General features: G+C 53.6%; 20 protein-coding genes and 1 pseudogene. 9 read left to right on the forward strand and 12 right to left on the reverse strand.

Going from position 1 to position 23,993, the window contains the following annotated elements; all coding sequences use genetic code 11:
• Positions 1–4 precede the first annotated feature (4 nt).
• From scpB to JCM12308_RS22660, 6 genes are all read right to left on the reverse strand, one after another.
• Entirely contained in the window at positions 5–721 is a 717-nt protein-coding gene (scpB, locus tag JCM12308_RS22635) for an SMC-Scp complex subunit ScpB (protein WP_008547077.1), read from the reverse strand.
• Entirely contained in the window at positions 718–1,590 is an 873-nt protein-coding gene (locus JCM12308_RS22640; protein WP_054785163.1) for a segregation and condensation protein A, read from the reverse strand. The genes scpB and JCM12308_RS22640 overlap by 4 nt, the downstream gene beginning before the upstream one ends.
• Positions 1,587–2,615: a beta-N-acetylhexosaminidase gene (gene nagZ, locus JCM12308_RS22645; protein ID WP_054785164.1), complete on the reverse strand. Its 1,029-nt coding sequence runs from the start codon at positions 2,613–2,615 to the stop codon at positions 1,587–1,589. Before nagZ ends, JCM12308_RS22640 begins: the two co-directional genes overlap by 4 nt.
• A gap of 73 nt (positions 2,616–2,688) precedes the next feature.
• Positions 2,689–5,505: an SPOR domain-containing protein gene (locus tag JCM12308_RS22650; RefSeq protein WP_054785165.1), complete on the reverse strand. Its 2,817-nt coding sequence runs from the start codon at positions 5,503–5,505 to the stop codon at positions 2,689–2,691.
• Between the two features lie 79 nt (positions 5,506–5,584).
• Positions 5,585–7,339, reverse strand: coding sequence for an arginine--tRNA ligase (gene argS / locus JCM12308_RS22655; RefSeq protein WP_008546551.1), 1,755 nt, complete (start codon positions 7,337–7,339; stop codon positions 5,585–5,587).
• Positions 7,340–7,430: 91 nt separating this feature from the next.
• Positions 7,431–8,648 (reverse strand): deoxyguanosinetriphosphate triphosphohydrolase, encoded by a 1,218-nt coding sequence (locus JCM12308_RS22660; RefSeq protein WP_054785166.1) that lies wholly within the window; start codon positions 8,646–8,648, stop codon positions 7,431–7,433.
• Between the two features lie 212 nt (positions 8,649–8,860).
• On the opposite strand from JCM12308_RS22660, the gene erpA reads away from it, so the two are divergent.
• The 3 genes and pseudogenes from erpA (at position 8,861) to mgrA (ending at position 11,450) form a co-directional block, all read left to right on the forward strand.
• Positions 8,861–9,202, forward strand: a complete 342-nt coding sequence (erpA, locus tag JCM12308_RS22665) for an iron-sulfur cluster insertion protein ErpA (RefSeq protein WP_008546796.1) — start codon at positions 8,861–8,863, stop codon at positions 9,200–9,202.
• A 293-nt stretch (positions 9,203–9,495) separates the two neighbouring features.
• A complete protein-coding gene (gene xth / locus JCM12308_RS22670) occupies positions 9,496–10,278 on the forward strand; it encodes an exodeoxyribonuclease III (RefSeq protein ID WP_054785167.1) in 783 nt (260 codons plus the stop codon).
• A 114-nt stretch (positions 10,279–10,392) separates the two neighbouring features.
• A pseudogene (gene mgrA, locus JCM12308_RS22675) lies at positions 10,393–11,450 on the forward strand (L-glyceraldehyde 3-phosphate reductase).
• A gap of 69 nt (positions 11,451–11,519) precedes the next feature.
• Here the strand turns inward: mgrA and JCM12308_RS22680 are convergent.
• Complete coding sequence (locus JCM12308_RS22680) at positions 11,520–11,894, reverse strand: carboxymuconolactone decarboxylase family protein (RefSeq protein WP_014285797.1); 375 nt, start codon at positions 11,892–11,894, stop codon at positions 11,520–11,522.
• A gap of 285 nt (positions 11,895–12,179) precedes the next feature.
• Between JCM12308_RS22680 and JCM12308_RS22685 the strand changes: the two genes are divergently transcribed.
• The 4 genes from JCM12308_RS22685 to JCM12308_RS22700 all read left to right on the forward strand — a co-directional run bounded on the left by JCM12308_RS22685 (position 12,180) and on the right by JCM12308_RS22700 (position 17,777).
• Positions 12,180–13,307: an alanine racemase gene (locus tag JCM12308_RS22685; RefSeq protein ID WP_054785168.1), complete on the forward strand. Its 1,128-nt coding sequence runs from the start codon at positions 12,180–12,182 to the stop codon at positions 13,305–13,307.
• Positions 13,308–13,969: 662 nt separating this feature from the next.
• Positions 13,970–16,279: a formate C-acetyltransferase gene (pflB, locus tag JCM12308_RS22690; protein ID WP_014285799.1), complete on the forward strand. Its 2,310-nt coding sequence runs from the start codon at positions 13,970–13,972 to the stop codon at positions 16,277–16,279.
• Positions 16,280–16,568: 289 nt separating this feature from the next.
• Positions 16,569–17,303, forward strand: coding sequence for a pyruvate formate-lyase-activating protein (gene pflA / locus JCM12308_RS22695; protein WP_008546726.1), 735 nt, complete (start codon positions 16,569–16,571; stop codon positions 17,301–17,303).
• A 141-nt stretch (positions 17,304–17,444) separates the two neighbouring features.
• Positions 17,445–17,777, forward strand: coding sequence for a hypothetical protein (locus tag JCM12308_RS22700; protein WP_054785169.1), 333 nt, complete (start codon positions 17,445–17,447; stop codon positions 17,775–17,777).
• 59 nt (positions 17,778–17,836) lie between these two features.
• Here JCM12308_RS22700 and JCM12308_RS22705 read toward each other — a convergent pair whose 3' ends face one another.
• From JCM12308_RS22705 to JCM12308_RS30850, 4 genes are all read right to left on the reverse strand, one after another.
• On the reverse strand, positions 17,837–18,673 hold the full coding sequence (locus tag JCM12308_RS22705; protein ID WP_054785170.1) for a beta-keto acid cleavage family enzyme: 837 nt from the start codon (positions 18,671–18,673) through the stop codon (positions 17,837–17,839).
• Positions 18,673–20,013: an aspartate aminotransferase family protein gene (locus JCM12308_RS22710; RefSeq protein ID WP_054785171.1), complete on the reverse strand. Its 1,341-nt coding sequence runs from the start codon at positions 20,011–20,013 to the stop codon at positions 18,673–18,675. The genes JCM12308_RS22705 and JCM12308_RS22710 overlap by 1 nt, the downstream gene beginning before the upstream one ends.
• A 298-nt stretch (positions 20,014–20,311) precedes the next feature.
• Positions 20,312–21,103, reverse strand: a complete 792-nt coding sequence (locus JCM12308_RS30845) for an MATE family efflux transporter (protein WP_208978870.1) — start codon at positions 21,101–21,103, stop codon at positions 20,312–20,314.
• A gap of 22 nt (positions 21,104–21,125) precedes the next feature.
• A complete protein-coding gene (locus JCM12308_RS30850; protein ID WP_208978871.1) occupies positions 21,126–21,728 on the reverse strand; it encodes an MATE family efflux transporter in 603 nt (200 codons plus the stop codon).
• Between the two features lie 107 nt (positions 21,729–21,835).
• On the opposite strand from JCM12308_RS30850, the gene JCM12308_RS22720 reads away from it, so the two are divergent.
• Together JCM12308_RS22720 and aroQ are read left to right on the forward strand one after the other, a co-directional pair.
• The gene (locus JCM12308_RS22720) at positions 21,836–22,459 is read left to right on the forward strand and encodes a TetR family transcriptional regulator C-terminal domain-containing protein (protein WP_054785172.1); all 624 of its coding nucleotides are present in this window, start codon (positions 21,836–21,838) and stop codon (positions 22,457–22,459) included.
• Positions 22,460–22,497: 38 nt separating this feature from the next.
• A complete protein-coding gene (aroQ, locus tag JCM12308_RS22725; protein WP_014285805.1) occupies positions 22,498–22,941 on the forward strand; it encodes a type II 3-dehydroquinate dehydratase in 444 nt (147 codons plus the stop codon).
• Between the two features lie 73 nt (positions 22,942–23,014).
• Here the strand turns inward: aroQ and JCM12308_RS22730 are convergent, their stop codons facing one another.
• On the reverse strand, positions 23,015–23,869 hold the full coding sequence (locus tag JCM12308_RS22730; protein WP_054785173.1) for a class I SAM-dependent DNA methyltransferase: 855 nt from the start codon (positions 23,867–23,869) through the stop codon (positions 23,015–23,017).
• Positions 23,870–23,993: the final 124 nt, after the last annotated feature.

The raw sequence follows: 23,993 nt of genomic DNA on the forward strand, positions 1-23,993 counted from the left end.
GTGTTTATTTTTCTCCGGCGTCTTCTTCAAGTGCGCCAGTTGCAAACATTTCACTTTCATCCAGAGGATCTTCATCCTCCGTAAGGTCAATACTGTCGTCCGGAGCCGGCACATGGAAGCTGGCCGGAATAGCGCTGTCCAGCAGCCCCGCCCCTTTCAGCTCCTCAAGACCCGGCAGATCCTTGATGGTTTCCAGACCAAAATGATCAAGAAAATCAAAGGTGGTTCCGTAAGTCACGGGACGGCCCGGCGTCCGACGCCGACCGCGCATACGCACCCAACCCGTTTCCAGCAGCACATCCAATGTGCCCTTAGATGTAGAAACCCCGCGGATATCTTCAATCTCCGCACGGGTCACAGGTTGGTGAAAAGCAATAATCGCAAGGGTTTCCAGCGCAGCACGTGAAAGGCGCCGCTGCTCCACCGCCTCACGGTGCAATATGAACGAAAGATCTTCAGCCGTGCGGAACGACCAGCGATCCTCACTGGACCGCAGCTGCACCCCGCGCTTGCGATAAAACGCGCGCAAACGGTTCAGCGCCCCGCGAATGTCCCGGTCTCCCGGAATACGCTTGGAAAGCTCAGTAAAGCTCAACGGCTCAGCACTGGCAAAAATCAGAGCCTCAACCATACGGTCGGTCTCCAACAACTCACCCGCATCAGCCACTTCAAGAGCCTCATCCTGCGAGACGGCGTCGAGAAGATCAGGTGTTTCACTCATGACAACTCAACCTCTTTCTCTTCGCGCTCATCCATTGGCTCACCCGCACCGATCTCTTCCGGCGTGCGCTGCGAAGCGCGCACATAAATGGTCTCAAACGGGCCGGACTGCTGAATATCAATCACGCCCTCCCGCACCAGCTCCAGGCTGGCCGAGAATGCAGACGCCATCGCCGTGGCCCGCTCCTGCGGATCTTCCAAATAAGCCGTCAAAAAGCGCTCAATGGGCGTCCACACAGCCACCTGCCCCACAAGACGGGTCAGAATATCCCGCGCATCCTGAAGCGACCAGACTTGCCGCTTCTTCACATGCACAGACGTCACCGAATGACGCTGACGCTGTGAGGCATAGGCCATCAGCAGATCATACAGCGTGGCAGTCCAAACACTGCGTCGTTCAACCGACACAGTCTCAGGAGCACCACGCGCAAACACATCCCGGCCCAGACGCGACCGGTTCATCAACTTGGCAGAAGCATCCCGCATGGCTTCCAACCGTTGCAGACGAAACGCCAGAGCAGCAGCCAGCTCTTCACCAGTCGGCTCATCCGTGTCCTTCTGCTGTGGAATGAGCAGGCGCGACTTCAGATAAGCCAGCCACGCCGCCATCACCAGATAATCCGCCGCCAACTCCAGCCGCAACCGGCGTGCTTCACGCACGAACTCCAAATATTGCTCTGTCAGCGCTAGTATAGAGATTTTGGTGATATCAACCTTCTGGCTGCGCGCCAGCGTGAGCAACAGATCGAGCGGGCCTTCAAACCCATCCACATCCACAAGCAGGTTCGGCTCGCCAGTCGCGGGCTGCTCTGGGGCCGCCGCGCCTGCCAACGCTTCTTCTACCTGTTCAGTGGCCTCACTGTCGCTCAAGCATCAATCCCTTTAGCTTTTGCGGTTAGCTCATCAAACTCGGCCCGCAGCGCATGTACATCCCCATCAAACACTTGGGTATTTCGCTGCATAGCCGCTTCAAAGCGCTCTGCTCGCTTGCCATCCACCTCTGGCACAGCAGAGGCGACAACTTTCATCTCGTCCAGTTCACCATTGCAATGCAGAACCAGATCGCAACCAGCGGTGACAATCTTCTCCACCCGTTCCTTCAGCTCACCACCAAGGGCTTTCATGGAGATATCATCACTCATCAAAACGCCATCAAATCCGATCGCTTCCCGGATAACCCTCTGAATAGCATAGGAAGATTGCGTAACAGGATGATCTCCATCAATCTCTTTAAAGACGATGTGGGCAGTCATCCCCATAGGGCAGTCATTCAAGAGCTTGAACGGCATAAAGTCTCTTGCCTCAAGCTCAGTAAAGTTGACATCAACTTCAGGCAACGCAAGATGGGTATCAACCAGCGCACGTCCATGTCCTGGCATATGCTTCATCACCGGCATCACACCAGCCGCCAGACAGCCATCCATAGCTGCCCGCCCCATATCGCTCACCAACCGCACATCGGACCCGTAGGCGCGCAAACCGATAATGTTGCTTGCACCCTCAATCGGCATATCAAGGCACGGAATACAGTTGCCAGTCAGCCCAAGATCACGCAGATCAAGCCCGATCAGCAGCGCATGCAAATACGCCGCCCGCTTTGCCGCTTCCGGATCTTGCCCGTAAAGCTGCCCAAGCGTTCCAGCCGCCGGATAGACCGGCACATGCGGCGCACCGAAGCGCTGCACACGGCCACCTTCCTGATCAATGAAAACAGGTGCATCCGCGCGCCCGACAGCCTCACGAAAATCCGCGCAAAGACGACGGATCTGCTCAGGCGTTTCCATGTTGCGTGCAAAAAGGATCAGACCAACAGGTTGCTGATCACGAAAAAAGGCTTTGTCCTCAGCGCTAAGCTCAGGTCCAAGGCATCCGGAAATGAACGATTTTAAAAACATGAGTAAAGCTGGTAGCTTGACGCAATGACTGCGTCAAGCTCCAAAGCGTATTCCCAAAAGCGGGAAACTCGTTTTAGTTACGGCGGACGTAACAGTCACCACCTGCAGATTTGAACTCACCGCAGAAGGTGTTCGCACTGGTCGGTCCGTCAAACGGAACCTGAATGCGGTAGTAAATGCCTTTGTCGCCAAGATCCGCACGGGTGATCACCGGGGTCACCAGCGCCATCAGATTTGGATAGCGACTGTTGTAACGGCGGATCTGACCGCGAGCATCCTCAACAGTACGCACAGACGCCACCTGCACAATGTAAGTGCCGGCAGGAATCTCACCAACAACACCTTCACCCGGTGTTGGTGTCGGCGCAACAGCCTGCGGGTTCACAGCAGCGGTCTGCGTGTTCTGGTTTCCTGTCAAGTTCAGCGGCGCATTGCTCGCACGAGACGTTGTCTGCGGCTGCAGCGGAGTCAGAGTGCTGGAGCGAACGGTATTGCTGCCAGTATTCGCAGAAGCCACCACAAACGGCTTGGACTGAGGCACAACACTCACGCCCAGAAGCGTGTTGCGCTGTTCCGTCGGCGTTGCCACTGGCGCGTTCGCAAACGCATCCTGAAGGCTGGTTGTGGTGTTTGCAGCCTGCTGGTTCGCACTCTGGTTTTCACCCGGAAGTGGATCCCACTGACCAGTGCTTGCAGGTTGCGTGGCAGGCACAACACTTGCGGTGTTCTGCGGATTAGAATTACGAACAGTGCTGGTCACAATGCGTGGCTGCGCAGGTGCAGGCGCCGCAGAAGCAGTGCCCTCACGTTGAACGATGGTTCCGTCCGGACGCACAATCACAGTGCGCACCTTCTTGGTCGGATTCACATCAAACACGCTGGACTTAGCCGTATCTGTCTCGCTTGCCGCTGGTGGCAACGGTGTCACAGGTGCGTCTTCACGCTGAACCATCTTCTCGCCAGTCGCTGGCTGAGACGCTTCTTCAGGAGTAAAGATTTTGGCCTGATCGTTGTTCTTCGGCTGCGCAGAAGGAGATGGCATCTCTTTCATTGGAGAAGCATCTGCTCGGATAATTGGTGGAGGCACTGCATCGCCACCCGTTCCACCGAAGTCGAACATGAACAGACCAGCACCACCAATCACGACAATCCCGCCGATAAGCGAAGCAGCCATCAGGCCCTTGCGTAGACCACCACTGCGGCCAGTCTCTTCTTCAACGGGAACATCAACAGAAACGCGCGGCACAGCTTGCGGAAGCACGCCGCCATCAAGACTTGGGTCTTCCTTGCGCATGGCCTGAGCAACAGCATCAAGATCATATCCACCCGGAGGCGGTGTCTGATCTTCGCTCTGTTTCTTGGCAGCGCTTAACGCTTCCTGATGAGCCGCCTCGGTCTGCGCCAGCTTTTCAGCAGCAGCAGGCCAGGACATTTCATCCAGGGACGTATCATTGGTCACGCTCTCATCCAGCTGCCAGGCTTCATCAGCCTCATTAGCAAATGGATCGATTTCCTGAGCAGCCTGCTCAAATCCAGCGCTCATGCGCTCAAATTCGTTCAGTTCAGCAGCAACTTCCGGTTCCAGCTCTGGTTCCGGCTCTGGCTCAGGTTCCTGCGCGATTTCATCTGCAAAGATGTCATCAACGCTCTCTTCAATCTGTTGAGCAATGTCCCGCTCTGGCTGAGGCGCCACTGGCTCGGCAACCACGGTCGGCTGCTCTTCCCCTTCCAGACTGAACTCAGCCATCAACGCATCTTCAAGATGCCCTGCTGGAATAACAGTTTCCTGTGCAGGCGCTTCAGCAGCCGTAATGTGCTCGCCTTCCAGCTCCGCACCGGTATCTGCCGCAAACGCAGCCATATCAGGCTCAAACGAAATATTTTCAGTCGCTGGCGCCACATCATCGTGCGTGCCGCGCAGTTGCGGCTCCACAGGAGCAGCTTCAACCTTAGGCGCAGCCTGAACAGCAGCAGCGGCGGCTGTTGCACGCTCTGCAGCACGCTCCGCACGCCAGCTGTCATAATCGCTCTGAGAAAGTTCATTGAGCGCACGCGGCTCAGCAGAAGGCGTAGCTGCTGCTGGCTCAGCAGGACGCGGTGTTGTCACCGGGCGCGGCTCAGCATTGCGGCGTTCAAGACGCTCACGCAAAGTCTGCTCAGAACGCACGTCACGCGTACCAACAGCATCCAGCGTTGGTGTCGCACGGCTAACAGTGCGCTGAGGACGTGCAGTCTGCTCACGCTCCACCTGCGACTGGTTGAGAGAAGCCACGAGGCTTTCTTCCAGATCACGGGACAGAACATCATCCATTTCTGGCTCAGCGGTAAAATCAGCGGCAGTCACCGGCTGGCGCACAGGTGCAGGCTCAGCAGGAACATCACCGGAAACAGGCGCAGAGGCAGGAAGCGGCTTAGGCTCCGGCACAGACTTTGCCTTAGGAACTGGTGGCAGATCACTCACATAATCAACCGCATCACCTGAGGCGCCGGTTGTCAGCGCAGCAGAGCTCAGATCCGCGAACGGATCCGCATGCCCGGTAGATGCAGATGGTTTTGGAGATGCAAACACGGCATCAAGAGCCGCAAATGAATCTTGAGTGGATGCAGGCTCATTCGTTTCAGCTGCACCCACTGAATAATCATCGACCTGAGGAGCGGATGGCTCAACAGGCGCACTTGCACTGCGCTCATCATTTTTGGGGAACAGCGGACGTTCAGATACTTGGCTTTCGACGCGAGAACTCGGACGGTACTGAGCTGTGCTCTCACCGACAATTCTGGCAAGTTCTACGAGCGGATCCTGATCGCCTGCCCACTGTTGCGGTTCATCGCCTGCCGTTTGCCTAGCAGAAACCTCACCCGGTCCCGGATACTTGGAGCGATTAGTCATTGCAGCGGTGTTTTCCCTTAAATAAGAGGCTCGCAATCCCCACCGCGAACCTCCAGTACTCTATAACTGTGCTCAGGCACTAGCGCATTTCATTCGGTGCTGTGACACCCAAAACATTGAGGCCAGAAGCAATTACCTGTGAAACTGCATAGACTAACGCGAGTCGAGCTTTGGTTAATTCTGGCGTTTTATCATTAATAAAGCGTAATTGCGGCTTTTCCTTGCCTCTGGACCAGTGTCCATGCAGGGCGCTTGCAAGCTCATACAGATAGAACGCAATACGGTGCGGCTCGTGGTTTTCTGCGGCTCCGTCCACAATTCGAGGCCATTGAGCCATCTTGGCAATCAGTGCCAATTCGCCCTCGTCCTCAAGTTGTGCAAAATCTGCAGACTGCAACTCTTCAGCTGTGTTGGAGAACCAATCCAGTTCCTCAGCAGCCTGACGCAGCACAGAATGGCACCGAGCATGACCGTATTGAACATAAAACACTGGATTGTCTTTTGACTGCTCTTTCACCTTGTCAAAATCGAAGTCCAGCTGCGCATCGTTCTTACGATAGAGCATCATAAAGCGTACCGCATCCACGCCCACTTCATCAACCACATCGCGAAGGGTGATGAAATTACCAGAGCGCTTGGACATTTTGAATTCCGCACCGCCCTTGAACAGCTTCACCAGCTGACAAAGACGAACGATAACATCCACATCGCCGCCGGAGATCGCGTTGCCGATCGCTTCCAGACGCTTCACGTAGCCCGCATGGTCTGCACCAAGCACAAAGATAATCTCTTTGAAGCCACGCTCAATCTTGTCGCGCATGTAAGCAACGTCAGCCGCAAAGTAAGTGTAGCTGCCATCAGACTTCACCAGCGCACGGTCACTGTCATCACCGTAGTTGGAGGAACGGAACAAGGTCTGCTCGCGGTCTTCCCAGTCCTCTGGCACTTCACCTTTTGGTGGCGGCAAAGTACCGTTGTAAACCAGATCACGCTTGCGCAGAGCATCCAGCGTCAGGTCAATCGCGTTGCCCTGACCATGCATGGTCTTTTCAGAGAAGAACACATCGTGCTTGACGTTCAGCGCGCCAAGATCCCCGCGGATCATGTCCATCATCTTGTCAACGGTGTAACCCTTCAGCAGAGCAAGACGCTCAGCCGGAGCCATATCCTTCAGGCTTTCACCATACTCTTCCGCCAGAGATTTACCGACAGGAATAAGGTACTCACCCGGATAATACCCCTCAGGGATCTGACCGATGTCTTCACCCAGCGCTTCGCGGTAGCGCAGGAAGGCAGAGTTCGCCAGTGTATCAATCTGAGAGCCCGCATCGTTGATCACGTATTCACGGGTCACGTCGTAACCGGCAAACTGCAGCAGGCTCGCCAGCGCATCACCAACCACAGCACCACGGGTATGACCCACATGCATTGGCCCAGTCGGGTTCGCGGAAACGTATTCCACGTTCACCTTCAGGCCATCACCACGTGCGGACGCGCCAAACTTGTCGCCCTTGGCAACAACGTCGCCAATCACACGCTCCCACAGGGTTTTGCTGACGCGGATGTTGATGAAGCCAGGTCCGGCAACATCAACAGCTTCAACTTCACTGTCGGCGCGCAGGCCCTCCGCAATCTTTTCAGCAAGATCACGCGGCTTCATCTTCAGCTGTTTAGCCAGCACCATGGCAGCGTTGGTCGCCAGATCGCCATGCGCAGCATCCCGAGGAGGTTCAACAGTCACACGTCGGAGATCCAGCTCCGGCGCGTCAGCAGCAAGGTCGAGGCCCTTGACTACACTGTTTACCCTTTCGGCGAAGTCTGCAAAGATGTTCATTTTTAATAGCCTAGTTTTGACAGCTCACAGGGTTTTGCAAAGCCGTAGCCCCACATAAACTCCGTGAATTAATAGTGTTTGAATTGGCGCATTACCCCAGTTCAGGGGTATCGTCAAATAATCGTCGATGTTCGTCTATGGCATAACGATCTGTCATGCCTGCAATGAAGTCACAGACCCTGCGGGCCACCACCTCATCACTCTCGCCATTCAATCCTGTACACCACGGTTCTGGCATTCTTTCCGGTGCCTTAAAGTAGGCATGGAATAAATCCCGCACCACCTTGGCCACCTGCTTGCGAACAGCCAGAACACTTTCGTGCCGGTAAAGATTGGCGAACAAAAACTCTTTCAACTCGCGCTCTTCTCGCGCCATTTCAGTTGAAAAGGCAATAACAGGACCATTTGCATCACGAATATCCCCGCATTTCTTGGGAGAAAGTTGATTAATTCGGGAAATACTCTCCGCAATCACGTCCTCCACCATGCCGGTGATACATCTGCGCCCGATCTCATGAATGCGCCGCGCATCCTCAAGGCCGGGATATTTCCCGTCCACCTCATCCAGAATGCGCTTCAGATAAGGCACATCTTTCATGGCCTCAAAGCTGAGCAACCCTGCCCGCAATCCATCATCCAGATCATGCGCGTCATAGGCAATGTCATCTGCAAGTGCCGCCACTTGCGCTTCCGCACTTGGCCACGACCACAGCAGCAAATCCTGATGCTTGGCATATTCACTTACGGCAAACGGCAGGCCCTTGTCTGAAAGCTTGCCACACGGCGCGCCGGAACGATCCGTCAGCGGTCCGTTGTGCTTGACCAGCCCCTCCAGCGTTTCCCACGCCAGATTGAGCCCGTCGAACTCTGCATAGCGGCGCTCCAGATCAGTCACGATACGCAGCGACTGGGCGTTATGGTCAAACCCGCCGTAATCCGCCATGCACTCATGCATCACGTCCTCGCCCTCATGCCCGAACGGCGTATGCCCAAGGTCATGGGCCAGTGCCAGACATTCGGCCAGATCCTCATCCAGCCGCAAGGCACGGGCCAGCGAACGGGCAATCTGGGAAACCTCAATGGTATGGGTCAATCGCGTACGGAAATGATCGCCCTCATGATACACAAAGACCTGCGTCTTGTGCTTCAAACGGCGGAAAGCGGCAGAATGGATAATGCGGTCGCGATCCCGTTGGAACGGCGTGCGCGTCGGGCTGTCAGATTCAGGATAAAGCCTTCCGCGGCTCAACTCCGGATCAACAGCATACTCGGCGCGCGGCTGAGCCCCGTATCCTAACGTCTTGACCATTCCTTATCCCCCACCCGCTATCATGAGAAAACCACAGAGCCATACCCGCTGATTTTCTTATCACAGCAATGACATAACAGATGTAAAGGCCCTGTAAACAATCGCTTTCCCAAGCCAAATGCAATTTAGCAACAAAATACTATGGAAATTAGCGTGTAGACCACCTAAATTACAAATCAAAGAAAGTACAAGCCCCCAGGCAAGACCCGATTATGACCCAGACCCCAGAAAATACCGTTGGTTTAACGGACAAGGCCGCAAAACGCGTAGCCCAGATTCTTGAAAAAGAAGCAGACGGCAGCATGCTCCGCATTTCTGTCGAAGGTGGCGGCTGTTCCGGTTTTCAATACAAGTACGACATTGTTGAAGAGCAGGAAGACGACGACCTCGTCCTGGCCAAACTCGGCGCTACCGTTCTCATCGACAGCATTTCCCTGCAATACATGGCAGGCTCAGAAATTGACTTCGTGACAGATCTCATGGGCCAGTCCTTCCAGATCACCAACCCGCAAGCCGCCGCCGGCTGCGGATGCGGCACAAGCTTCTCCATCTAATCTAGCACCTGCCGGTCTTGAGGGGATAACTTCAGCTCATTTCATCTGATTGCGATCCCACACGGCGAGGCCCACCGCCTCGCCCACACAAAAACGCAAGTTTCCCCCTTTCCTTTCAAACCAACGCACATTTCAACGCAAAGCAGTTATTCCCCTCCGGGCTCTGCTGTTATGCCCATCCACATACACTTGCTCTGCTTACCTTGCCCTCCTGCGGGACCGTGCTAGAACAAATACAGGACATACACAAAGCAAGCAGTCAAAGCTCTGCTGCTTTCTCGAAGGGAGACCCGATGAAAATCGCAAGCTGGAACATCAATGGCGTCAAAGCGCGGTTAGAAACGGTTCTCAAGTGGCTCGAAGAAGAGCAGCCAGATGTCGCCTGTTTTCAGGAAATTAAATCGGTTGATGAGAACTTCCCGCGCACTCCGTTTGAAGAGCTTGGCTACAATCTGGAAACCCATGGCCAGAAAGGCTTCAACGGCGTAGCGATCCTGTCCAAACGTCCGTTCGAAGAGGTTAACCGCCGCCTTCCGGGCGATGAGGAAGACGAACAGGCCCGCTACATCGAAGCCGTCATTGCTGGCGACAACGAACCAATCCGCGTCGGCTGCCTTTACCTGCCAAATGGCAACCCAGTAGAGACCGAAAAGTTCCCGTATAAACTGCGCTGGATGGACCGTCTCCACAAACACGCTGAAAAGCAGCTGGAGAAGGAAGAGGCGTTTCTTCTGGTCGGAGACTACAATGTCATTCCTGAGCCGGAAGATGCAAAGAAACCAGAGGCATGGGTTGGCGACGCGCTCTTCCGCCCGGAAAGCCGCCAACGCTTCCGCGCCCTGCTCAACCTCGGCTTCACAGAAGCAGTCCGCGCCACCAACAGCACTGCTGGAACCTACACTTTCTGGGATTATCAGGCAGGCGCATGGCAACGCGACAATGGCATCCGTATTGACCACCTGTTGCTCTCGCCAGAAGCAGCCCGCATCATGCAAGGCGTAGGCATCGACAAACACGTCCGCGGCTGGGAAAAGCCATCGGACCACGTCCCGGTCTGGGTTGAGCTCTCTGCCTGATCGCAGCTCACCAGTCGGACACACACTTTCAAGAACTCTGGTGGCGGCCTCGCCATCAGCCCTCCTCATTATTCCATCAAAACATAATCAAACAGAAGTCTGGGAGGACATCTGATGGCTTGGCAACCAGCTGACAATCGTTATGACACCATGAAGTACAACCGCTGCGGGAAGAGTGGCCTCAAGCTACCTGCCATTTCCCTCGGCCTCTGGCACAACTTCGGTGAAACCACGCCGCATCAGACCAAACGCGAGATGTGCCGCACCGCATTCGATCTGGGCATCACCCATTTCGATCTGGCCAACAACTACGGGCCACCTCCAGGCAGCGCGGAAACCGCCTTTGGCGAGATCCTGCGCACCGACTTTGCCGGATACCGCGACGAGCTCATCATCTCCTCTAAAGCTGGTTATGATATGTGGCCGGGACCATACGGCGAATGGGGTAGCCGTAAGTATCTCATCGCCAGCTGTGATCAGTCTCTGAAGCGTATGGGGCTAGACTACGTCGACATCTTCTATTCCCACCGCTTCGATCCGGACACACCACTGGAAGAGACCATGATGGCCCTCGACCAGATCGTGCGTCAGGGCAAAGCGCTTTACGTCGCATCTCCTCCTACAACTCCAAGCGCACCAAGGAAGCGGCGAAAATCCTGAAGGAACTGGGCACTCCATGCCTGATCCATCAGCCAAGCTATTCCATGCTCAACCGTTGGGTGGAAGAAGACGGCCTGCTCGACACGCTGGAAGAAGAAGGCATCGGCTCCATCGTTTTTTCCCCGCTCGCGCAAGGCATGCTGACCAACAAGTACCTGAACGGCGTGCCCGAAGACAGCCGTGCTGGCAAACACGTGGGTTCTTTCCAGGAAAGCTTCCTCAACGAGACCACTTTGAGCCACATTCGCTCTTTGAACGAAATCGCCCAGAACCGCGGCCAGACACTGGCACAGATGGCTCTGGCATGGGTCCTGCGCAAAGGCCGCGTCACCTCCGCCCTGATCGGCGCCAGCCGCAAGGAACAGGTGATCGACTGCGCAGCAACCATCAACAATCTGGAGTTCACGGAAGAAGAACTGACCGCCATTGATCAGTACGCCACAGAGGCCAACATCAACCTCTGGGCCCAATCCGCCGAACGCGAAGGCCCTTCCCGTCCAGCGAAGAAGTAAAAGTCTAAGATATACAAGGGGGTGCGGACAGTCAGTTCGCACTCTCTTTCATTTCAAATGAGCTTTTCTTTAGGACCGAGGATCCAGCCCCTTCTCTTCAAAGTACGCAAGTGCGGTGTTCAGGCCATTCAAAGCTGCTGGAACGCCAGCATAAACAGCCATTTGCCAGATGATCTCAAGGATCTCGGAAGGACGTGCGCCTGCATTCAGCGTGTGCTCGATGTTCATGGCCAACTGCGGTCCCGTGTGCCCACCCATCGCAGTGAGAGCGGCAATGCTGCAAAGCTGGCGGGTTTTCAGATCAACCCCTTCGCGGCCATAATGCATACCATAGGCCCAGTCCACGACACTCTCAGACATGCCGGGCACCGCCGCATCATATTTGGCAGCAAGCCTCTTTTGCAGCTCGGGATTTAAAATGCTCAGGACGTCCTCAGCTTTCATAGGCCAGTCTCCTCAGGTTACATATAACCGCTGATCACACCTGCCTATCTGCCTCCTCTTGATAATCAGTGAGTTTACCCGCGAGAAGTTGAGCTGTTTGGAAACAACATGCGCTGAGAGCTCCAGCCGCATCAGGAACTACAACACTTGAAACGATCCGCCTAACCCGCCGAAACAGTGCAGAAACTTGCCATTTACACAATTCCCGCAGGGCCTACTGTTTATTCCAGAGCAGATCTGATAGGCATTTCTACGAGGAATACCAGATGATTGCGGAGCCCCTGAATGCTTGAAGACCTTCAAACCCCTTGCCTCTTGCTCGATGAAGCTGCGATGAACCGAAATATCAAAGGCATGGCAGACAGGTTCAAGCAGATCGGAGTGCCGCTCCGTCCGCATCTCAAAACAGCCAAATCCATAGATGTCGCCCGCATTCTACAAGATCATGGAGCAGACCGCTGGACTGTCTCCACACTAAAGGAAGCAGAGTACTTTTCCTCCTTTGGCCTCAAAGATATCCTCTATGCCGTCTCCATCGTCCCACAGAAGATGGAACGCATCATGAAGCTCAACCGCGCCGGCGCTCAAATGTCCATCTGCCTAGACAGTACCGAGATGGCAACACACCTTTCTACCATGACACTGGATGGCCTTAAGCCACGCGTCTATCTGGAAGTCGACGTTGACGGTCACCGCACCGGTGTGAAGGCTGACCAGCAGCGCGCCGTTGATGTGACCAGAATACTTGCAAACGCATCTAATCTGGAGTTCGCAGGCGTCATGGCCCACGGCGGCGGAGTCAGTTATGCAGCAAACGGGCAGCAGGAACTGGAAGCCGCAGCCGAACAGGAGCGCACCTGCACCCTCGCAGTAAAGGACGCCATTCTTGAAGCTGGCCTCCCATGCCCACAAGTCAGCATCGGCTCCACACCAACAGCCCTCTTCGGAACGTCCTTTGAGGGCGTTTCTGATGTCCGCGCAGGGGTTTACGTCTTTCAGGATGTGTTTCAGACCAACCTTGGCATGTGCGCCATGGAAGATGTGGCAGCCACCGTGCTCACCAGCGTCATCAGCCACGCTCCGCACCTTAACCGCATTGTCGTCGATGCTGGCGGCCTCGCCCTGTCCAAGGACCGCTCCTGCGCAAGCCAAAGCAACGACTGCGGTTTCGGCCTTCTCAGTGACATCGACGGACATGTAGATCCGCTGCTTTACGTGCAAGGTGTGAGCCAGGAGCATGGCTACATCACCACCAGAGATGGCAGCCCGTTACCCTTCGAGCTCTACCCACTTGGATCACAGCTTCGTGTTCTGCCCAACCATTCTTGCATGACTGTCGCGGCCTATGAGGGGTACCATATGATCAATGGTGACCATGAGGGAGAGTGGTGGCCGCGCTGTAACAGATGGTAGGTCAACCCTTTCCATCAAGAATGCCTTTCACATCTCACTGAGGTGTACAGTTTGTCGCACTAGGAAATTGATTGGCAAAAGTTTTTTCCGGTTTGAGCACTCAAACTCTCCTGTGCATATCACCGTTTACCAATAAAGAAGTGTGGCCGAATTGAGTCTTTTTGGCCACCTCCACACCCCCGCCAGAAGCCCAAAAGTCGATTTTCCACTTCGCGCACTAATATTTCAAACTTCGCATGGCAGCTATGCAGATTTGAGATACCTACATTATACTTACTATAATGTACTTAGTTCGCACCTAAGTGGAAATGCGGGCGCCCTATTTAGGGGTTTCGCAAATGCAAAAAATCAACACCTCCAAAGTCATAATTTAGCAAGTAAATTCATAGGATTAGAACCATTCCAGACCCCATTGCAACGCACACAACCTGAGCGAGTTATATCACCACTTGCAATTGGTCGCCCAATATCCAAAATGTATGCATTTGTATAATTCTGCCCTGCATTTTTTGCAGGTCTGCTGGCCATTTCAGAATTGACATAGATCAAGATGCAGCCCCACTCGGGGAGTACAGTCAACGTCAACAAGCACTGGATGCAAGAAAGCGTAACACTCTGCAAGCCTTTGGAATTTACTTGTAGCGCCACGCTGATTTGCTCAAATGATGAAGGACCTAAAAATGGGCGTTCACCAGAACATCGATAAGGCTAATGCCGACACTCTTCCTTTTCTGAAAGAGGACGGACCCAAGGCTTACGCAGGTTTCAAAAAGGGCGACTGGAACAAAGAAATTGACGTGCGCAATTTCATCCAGCTCAACTACACCCCTTATGAAGGTGCTGACGACTTCCTCGCTGGCCCAACAGAAGCAACCACCAAACTCTGGGACGCTGTTCTTGAGTTGATGAAAGAAGAAAACAAGAAAGGTGTTCTCGACGCAGACACCGAAGTTGTTTCTTCCATTGTTTCTCACGCTCCAGGCTACATCAACAAAGATCTCGAAAAGATCGTTGGTCTGCAGACCGATGCTCCATTGAAGCGCGCACTGATGCCTTATGGCGGCCTGAAAATGGCAGTCGCAGCTCTGGAAAGCAACGGCTACAAGCTTTCTGAGAAAACCGCTGAAATCTTCCAGAAGCACCGCAAGACCCACAACGATGGCGTTTTCGATGTCTACACTCCGGAAATCCGCCGCGCTCGTTCTGCTGGCATCGTAACCGGTCTTCCTGATGCATATGGCCGTGGCCGTATCATTGGTGACTACCGCCGCGTTGCGCTGTACGGCATCGACAAGCTGATGGAAGACAAGAAAGCACAGCACGCTTCTCTGGACGGCAATGTCCTGAACGAAGAAACACTGCGCCTTCGTGAAGAAATCTCTGAACAGTACCGTTCCCTCGCTGAACTGAAGGAAATGGGCGCTGCACACGGCTTCGACATCGGTCGCCCTGCAGAAAACGCTCAGGAAGCAATCCAGTGGCTCTACCTCGGCTACCTTGCAGCGATCAAGGAGCAGAACGGTGCAGCTATGTCTCTGGGCCGCACAACCACCTTCCTCGACATCTACATCCAGCGCGATCTGGACAAAGGCGTCATCACGGAAGCTGAAGCTCAGGAACTGATGGACCACTTCGTCATGAAGCTCCGCATGGTTCGCTTCATGCGTACTCCAGACTACAACGCACTGTTCTCTGGCGATCCTGTATGGGTAACTGAATCCATCGGCGGTATGGGCATCGATGGCCGCACACTGGTCACCAAGAGTTCCTTCCGCGTTCTGCAGACCCTGATCAACCTCGGCCCTGCACCAGAACCAAACCTGACCGTTCTGTGGTCTGAGCACATGCCTAAGGGCTTCAAAGACTACTGCTCTAAAGTTTCTATCGAAACATCTTCTGTGCAGTACGAAAACGATGACCTGATGCGCCGTTACTGGGGTGATGACTACGGTATCGCTTGCTGTGTATCTGCAATGCGTATCGGTAAGCAGATGCAGTTCTTCGGTGCCCGTGCCAACCTTGCAAAAGCAATGCTTTACGCAATCAATGGCGGTATCGACGAGAAAACTGGCAAACAGGTTGGTCCAAAAGCACACCCAATCACCGGCGACGTGCTGGAATGGGAAGAGCTGGAACCACTTTACGACCAGATGCTCGACTGGATTGCAAAGGTTTACGTTCAGGCGCTGAACTGCATCCACTTCAGCCACGACAAGTACAACTACGAGCGCGTTGAAATGGCGCTGCATGATCGCGACATCCTGCGCACCATGGCGTGTGGTATTGCTGGTCTGTCTGTTGTTGCTGATAGTATCTCCGCGATCAAAAACGCGAAGGTCAAGATCATCCGTAACGACGAAGGTCTCGCAGTTGACTACGAAGTGGAAGGCGACTTCCCTTGCTTCGGTAACAACGACGACAGCGTTGACGTGATTGCAGAAGACATCATGAAGAAGTTCATGGGCAAGATCCGCAATCAGCCAATGTACCGCAATGCGACACCTACACAGTCTGTTCTGACCATCACATCCAACGTTGTGTACGGTAAGAAGACTGGCTCTACTCCGGACGGACGTAAAGCAGGTGAACCATTCGCGCCGGGTGCAAACCCAATGCATGGCCGTGACCAGAAGGGCGCAGTAGCTTCCATGAAGTCTCTCTGCAAACTTCCATACGAAGACAGCCAGGACGGTATCTCTTACACCTTCTCCATCATCCCAGGCGCACTGGGTAAGGACGAAGCTGAACGGATCGACAACCTGTCCCACCTGCTCGACGGTTACATGCACGACATGGGTCACCACATCAACGTGAACGTGTTCGACCGCAAGACCCTGGAAGACGCAATGGAACATCCTGAACTGTACCCACAGCTCACCGTTCGTGTCTCCGGTTACGCAGTGAACTTCATCAAGCTGACCAAAGAACAGCAGCTTGACGTGATCAACCGTACTTTCCACGGCCAGCGCTAAGAAAGCTAAGGCCAACGGTCAGCGCCAACAACGCTGACCACTCAAACTCCAAGACAAGGCGTGGGGCTCAGTCCCGCGCCTTCTTTGTTGCGACATATTCGTCATTCCCGTGCGACAGGAACGCACATGCGCCGAAAATGAATGGCTGAGTTGCACAAATTCATCTTTAAAAACAAGGCTAAAGACCTTATTTTATAAGCATTAAAGAAAAGCAGAAGCGGCCCGAGGAAAAATCCTCACTCCCTATCAGAAAAAGGCCGCTCGCAAGTGACGATAAAGGACGCCAGCCATGCAAGACACCATGGGCTATGTTCACTCAGTAGAAACAGGCGGCACCGTTGACGGTCCGGGCCTGCGCTACATTGTGTTCACCTCTGGCTGTCCGCTGCGCTGCCTTTATTGCCACAACCCGGACACGCTCAAGCTGAAAGCCGGCAAACAATCTTCCGCCTACGAACTCCTTAAAGACATCTCCACTTACCGCTCTTACTTTGAGACTGGTGGCGGCGGCCTGACCGTGAGCGGCGGCGAACCAATGGCACAAAAAGAGTTCCTCAAAACTCTGCTGTGGGGCTGCAACCAGATGGGCGTTCACACCACCGTGGACACCTCCGGCTACCTGCACGCCAACCTCGATGATGAAACAATCGATATGGCGGACCTGTACCTGCTCGACATCAAGTCTTGGGTGCCGGAAACCTATAAGAAGGTCACTGGTGTGGAAGTTGGCCCTACCCTTGAGTTCGCAAAGCGTCTGGAACGGATGGACAAAGACGTCTGGATCCGCTTCGTGCTCGTTCCTGGCCTCACAGACGCGCCTGAGAATGTGGAAGGCGTTGCCAAGTTCGTGTCCGAGCTCGGCAATGTAAAACGCGTTGACGTTCTGCCATTCCACAAAATGGGCGAACACAAATGGCAGTCCATGGGTAAGTCCTATCAGCTCAAAGACACCCGCGAACCAACTGCTGAAGAAACAGAAGCCGCTAAGGACACCTTCCGCAAGTACGGACTGGACGTGCACTAAGATCTGGCGCTCTAAGAGTGCCACGCTTCAGCCACAGGCGCCGCAAAGATACCTGTCGATTACATAGGTTCTCCTGAATTTCAGGAAAAAGTCGCCACAATACCTTCCCAGACTAGCCCTCGAAAACACGGGGGCTTTTTCATGAAACAACGAGTTATCCTCGGTGGGCTGCTTATGCTCGCCGCCAGCACATCAGTTGCAAATGCAGGCTTTAACCAAAGCCGCGCAGAAAAGTTTGCGAAGAAAAACGAAGAACACATCACCTGCTACTACCTCTACGGGCTGACTGAACAAAGCGGTAAACAGGACATCGCCAGAGGCATCATCACCGCCATGGCGTACGCGAAGGGCATGAACAAACAGGAAGCCGTCTACGCCCTCGGCTACGGCTCCGGCAAAATCGCTGCACTCCTGGAAGCCGACCCAGACCACCGCGAAGACCTCATCCAGGAACACAGCAAAGACTGCAAGTAACAAAAAAGGCTGCCATCACATCGATAGCAGCCTTTTGAATTCTCAATATAATCAGCAGACTACTGCGGTTTTCCAAGCACTTTCAACACGTCATCCTTGGAAACAGCACCTTCATATCCCATTTCACCGCGGATATGAGAGACAACCTGAATACGCTCCGCATTGTCCTTTGCCAGCTTGCCAGAACCATGCCAAAGGCTGTTCTCAAAGCCAATACGCGCATGACCACCATGCCCAAAGGCCAACGCCCCACACGCCGTTTCAGCACGACCAAACGCACAGAGCATGAACGGGTTGTCCTGTGCGATGTGCTCAGCAGCATCGCGAGCAGCAAGGAAACCAAGCAGATCCCGTGGATCGCTCTCCTGATCCTTTGCATAGCGACCCAGCACATAGAGCTGGCTACCATACCCGGCAGGCACAATGCTCTCACCCATCAGCTGATCAAGACGTGCCACATCTTCCGGTGCATACAGAATATGCTGAACCGCACGGCCAGCTTCCTGAGCCTCAAAGTAGAACCGACGCGCCAGATCCATGTCACCGCCCTCAGGCGCCATTTCACGCATGGCAACAGAAACTGCTTCCGGTTCTACGGCTGCAACAACATCATACTGTTCCTGCGCACTGTAACGTCCCACAGCCTCAGTAGTGATCTGAACCGCCAGATCAGGACACTTGGCCGTTACTTCCAGCAGGAGCTCCTTATAAAGACCTGCATCCAGAACATGCTGCCCCTCCGCATCACGAACGTGTGCATGGAGGGCATCAGCGCCCTCCGCTTCCACGCTCACCGCACATGCGGCGACTTCTTCAATCGTCACCGGCAGTTGCGGATGATCTGCTTTGCCACGACGCGCTCCATTAGGAGCGCTCATGATGAGCCGTTTTGTCATCAGACAGAAACTCCGACCTGAGTGAAACTTTCCTTCATAGCAAGGCTTAGCTTCTCAACGATCTCAGCGATATGACTGTCATCAATGATGAACGGAGGCCCCAGCAGAATGTGGTCGCCGGTTTTACCGTCGACAGTACCACCCATCGGATAGCACATCAGACCAGCCTTCATGGCGTTCTGCTTCACTTTTGCATGAAGCTTGAAAGACGGATCCAGAGGTGCTTTCGTGCCACGATCACTCACCAGCTCAAGCGCACGGAACAAGCCGCGACCACGAATGTCACCAACATACGGATGCTGACCAAACTCATCATGCAGAGCTGCAGAGAGCTTCTCACCCATAGCACGCACGTGTTCCATACGGCCCGGCTCAGTGAGCTGATCCATAACAGCAGAACCAGCGGCAGCAGCCAGAGAGTGGCCCATGTAGGTATGACCATGCTGGAAGAAGCCGGAGCCTTCAGCAATGGTGTCGTAGATCTCTTTAGAGCACAGCATCGCGCCAAGCGGCTGATAACCAGCACCGATCCCCTTCGCAACAGCAACGATGTCCGGACGAACCTCATCTTCGTTACACGCGAAAATATGACCGGTACGACCCATGCCACACATCACTTCGTCAAGCACAAGCAGAATGCCGTACTTGTCACAGATCTCGCGAATACGCTTCAGATAACCCTTAACAGCCGGAACCGCACCCATGGTCGCGCCAACTACTGGCTCAGCGAAAAACGCAGCAACCTTTTCAGGGCCAACACGCAGGATCTCATCTTCCAGAAGGTTCGCAGCACGCAGACCGTACTCTTCTTCCGTTTCACCTTCCTGCATGTAGCGGTAGGTGTAGCACGGGTCGATGTGAGACATTTCAATCAGCAGCGGACCGAACATTTCGCGGCGCCACTTGTTACCACCAGCAGAAAGCGCTCCCAGCGTGTTTCCGTGATAGCTCTGCCAACGCGCAATCATGTGTGAGCGTTGGTGTTCTCCCTTTTCAACAAAGTACTGCCGAACCAGTTTTACAGCAGACTCCATTGCCTCCGATCCACCTGAAACCAGATAGACACGGTCAATTCCTGTAGGAGCTTGGGCCACCAGTTTATTGGCCAGTTCCTCCGCCGGCTCACTGCCAAAAAAGCCAGTGTGCGCAAACGAAAACTTATCCAGCTGGGTCTTGATAGCTTCGATCACTTTTTCATTGGAGTGACCAAGACAAGAAACCGCAGCACCTCCACAGGCATCAAGATATCTCTTGCCAGTAGAATCAATGAGGTAGCACCCGTCGCCTTTTGCAGCTGTTGGTAGCGTTACACGGGTATTTCTAGGAAAGATGTGGCTCATTATACAGCCTCCGGGCTGTAGCTCTGTTGTTCGAATGACCGTCCATAGACACGCAAAACTACGCGTGACAATTTGCACAGGCACCACATTGCCTACGTCAAAGTACTTGTCCATAAAAAACTATGAAATATCTCCAGATTGTGATCAGGAACACCCGCACAAAAGAGAGACAGGATATTTTACTACAAATTCCGGCAATAAAATTAGACGGGGCCTTGCTCATGTAAGCAAAACCCCGTGCGCCTTACGTTAAAGTTACTTTGCCGCCAAAAGACTCACTCAGTAAAATTCGATTGATCTAAGCAGCACCGGAGGCTGTGCGCCGACTCTGCCAAAGTATCCAGTGCGGCTTTTTCTGCGAGAACATCAAAAGCGTCATACCAAGCGTCAGCGCTTCAGCCACAGGCAGAGCATAGAACACGCTCATTGGGCCAATGAAGAACCACAGTGCAACAATCAGCACCAGTGGCATTACAAGTGAACGCGACATGGCAATCAGCGCCGATTGGGTTGCACAATGCATGCCGGTAAAGTAACCGGAGAACGCAATATTGACGCCGTTGAACAGGAACACTGGCCAGATCACACCAATAATCTCGATGGTGAGCTTCAAGGTGGCCTCATCCGCATCGCCAACAAAGGCGCTTGCCAGCAACATAGGCTGGAAGATCAGCAGGCTCGCCAGCAACAACCCAACAAACAGATTGGTGCCCACCCCAAGCGACAGGAACTGATAAATCCGTCGAGGCTTTCGTGCGCCGAAATTAACACTCACCAGAGGACCAAGCCCTTCACTCACACCGTAAAACACCATGATGCCAGTGAAGAACAGATAGTTCACGATGGTGAAAGCCGCCACACCCTGCGCACCGACTTCGGTGATCAGGATCCAGTTGAACAAAAACGCCACAATACCGCCGGAGCTTTCATTGATGAATTCAGACAGACCGTTATAGGCCGCTGTGTACATCGCTCTCCAGGAGCCATAGGCTTCAGGAAACGCAGCTTGGCTTTCTTGTTGGCAAAGTGCAGCAGCAAGAACAGCATCCCCGCCTGACTGGCAAGGCCGGTCGCCAGTGCAGCGCCCCAAACGCCCCAGCCTAGATATCCGATCATCCAGCATCCAGCACAATATTGACCACGGTGATCATCACCATACCCGCCAGAGAAAAGTTGGGCCGCCCGTCAACACGAACAAAATGCGACAGGGCAACTGCAAGGCTCAGGCCGGGAAAGAACCACGCCACCGTGAAGATGTAAGTCTCCACCATTTCTGCTGTTTCTGCATTGGCACCAAGAATACGCGCGGCAGCAGGCGTAAACGCCAGCAACAAAAACGCAAACACAATGGAAAACACCAGAACGCTGATCAGGGCTTTCATGAATATGTTGGAAGCATCCCGCTCCCGCTTCTCACCAATGAATTTGCCCGCCATCACAGCAGCGCCCACCGTCAGCATCACCACGACGCCGAAGTAGAGCGCAAACATAGGCGTAATCAGACTGATGGCCGCCAACGCTGTAGAGCCAACAAAATTGCCGACAAAGATGCCGTCGACAATACTGGCTGAGGCTATGGAGATCATGCCAAGCACAGCCGGGACCGCAAACCGGAAAAACTCTTTCGCCGGATGTCCCTTAGTCATCTTTTCATCTGCCATAGCCACTGACATGGTTTCACCTTTACGTCCGAGAGCACTCTCCCGCGTTTCCATCAAAATTGAGAAGAAATATAAATTGAACAATTGATCAACTTGGACATACGCTCAAATTCATGATATGTCAAGAATGACAGATCTGAAGACGCGAAACGGAACGCTATATGGCCTATCTGGCGAAAGAAGAACGCCGCAAAGCAATCATTCTGGCAACGCTGGAGGTTGTGAAGGAAAAAGGGTTCGCCGGTATCACCACCCGCGCGGTAGCCACACAGCTCGGCGCAGCAACCGGCATTCTTCACCACCACTTCAAATCTCTGACAGATCTGAAATGCGAAGCTTTGCGCTACCTTTCACAAAAGAATGGCGACAGTTGCATCTCAATCGCGAAAGACCTGACGCCAACGCAGGCCCTGCTCCGCCTCATCAGCTTTAACGCTACATCGGAAGAAAAAGCCGAAACCACCATTTGGATCAGCGCGGCAGATGAAGCCACCAGAGATCCTGAGCTCGCACGCGTCTATGCAGAAGAAACCAACAAAAGCCACCAATGGCTCTGCAGCAATCTGCGTGAAGGCGTAAAGACTGGTGAATACACCCTCACCCTGCCCGTTGAGCTCGCCGCGTGGAAACTCATGTCCCTTGCGTTCAATCTCTATGATGTGTCCAACCTGCCGGAAACAGAGCTGACACCAGACATGGCCGTGCAGATCCTTAAGGAAGAACTGGAGTCTACGCTCGGCCTCGACAGCAAAGACCTTGCGTCTCAGCTGCTTTCAAGCCATTAAGGTGAGACACGATCACCGTACAACTTCAGAGAGCTTTTATGAAGAAGATCCTCATCCTCAATGGACCGAACCTCAACCTGCTTGGAATGCGCCAGCCGGAAGTTTACGGCTCCACCACTTTGGCTGAGATCGAGGATCAGTGCCGCGCCCACGCAAAGCAGCTGGGTGTGGAGGTTGAGTGCAAGCAATCCAACCATGAAGGTGAGCTGATCGACTGGATCCACGAAACCCGCCAGTCCCGCACTGCAATCGTCCTCAATGCAGGTGCCTACACACACACCTCCATCGCCATCATGGACGCGATCGCCAGCGTTGAGCGCCCGGTCATCGAACTCCACCTCTCAAATATCCATCAACGGGAAGAGTTCCGCCACACCTCTTACATCTCCAAGGTCGCAAAAGGCATGATCTGCGGCCTTGGCGCCCACGGCTACACACTCGCCATGGACGCGGCCCTGCGCATTCTGGAAGAAGAAGACTAATCAGCCGGACTATCTGATACTTCGCCACAACAGCAGAGCAGTTGAGCCTCTTAAGAAAACAAGAGGCTTAAGCTCATGCACCTTTGTACTCAGCAACGACAACAAGTCCCTGAACCGGCTCTCCATTCTCAAAGCGCGGCGTAACTTTTTCAATTTCAACCAGCGTAAAGCCACTGGCCTCCAGCAATTCACGCAGATAGTGGGCAGAATGAGCAAACCGTCCCCGGCTGCCCATTACATAAGGTTTTTCCGTAAAAGCCTCATCTGACGCTGTCTCGGTTGTGAAAATGACTTTGCCGTTCGGTTCTATATTTTTCGCAAGGCCGGCAACCGCATCCTCCAGAGCACCAAGATACGGAAAAGTGTCGCCAGCGATGACTAGATCCCAACGTGGCTCCCAGTCATTCCCTAAGAACTCCGTGACATCTTTCAAATAGAGGTCATCATAAAGCTGCTTCTCATCAGCCTGAATGAGCATACCTTCAGAAAGATCGACACCAGTCTTGTGTAATGCGCGATCACCAATAGCTTCAGCACACAGGCCAGTACCACACCCCAAATCCAGAAGCCGCTTAAACTGGTCCTCTGTAAACTTGCTAATCTTGTCCTGGATAATCTCCGGCACTGCATAATGAAGCTTCTTAGTCAGGTGCTGATCAAAATTGTCTGCATACTTATCGAAAGTCGTGCTCACACACTGCTCAGGCACGGTGTCCGGCGTGAAATTCTCATCATTTGAACCAGACGCGAGCTGCTCTTGCTCAATAGCATTTAAGTCTAGATCTGCATGTTTTAGGGCAAGCTGCTCAGCTTCTTCGAACTTACCGGCCTCTTTGAGGTCTTGTATCTGACTGTCAATCAGGAATTTCTTGAGCGCGGCATGAATGGGATTGTCTTCATCGTCTGAATTGAAATTGATATTCATCATCGCGATGGGCCTCTGCCTTAAGCAAACATTTTGATTTTCATAAAGTTTCTAGATCAAAAAGCATGCTGAAGACTTACGATACACGATAAATATCTCTTTGTATTTTTGGTAGGTAATCTATGCA

Source organism: Pseudovibrio denitrificans JCM 12308 (genome assembly GCF_001310815.1).
Lineage (GTDB): Bacteria > Pseudomonadota > Alphaproteobacteria > Rhizobiales > Stappiaceae > Pseudovibrio > Pseudovibrio denitrificans.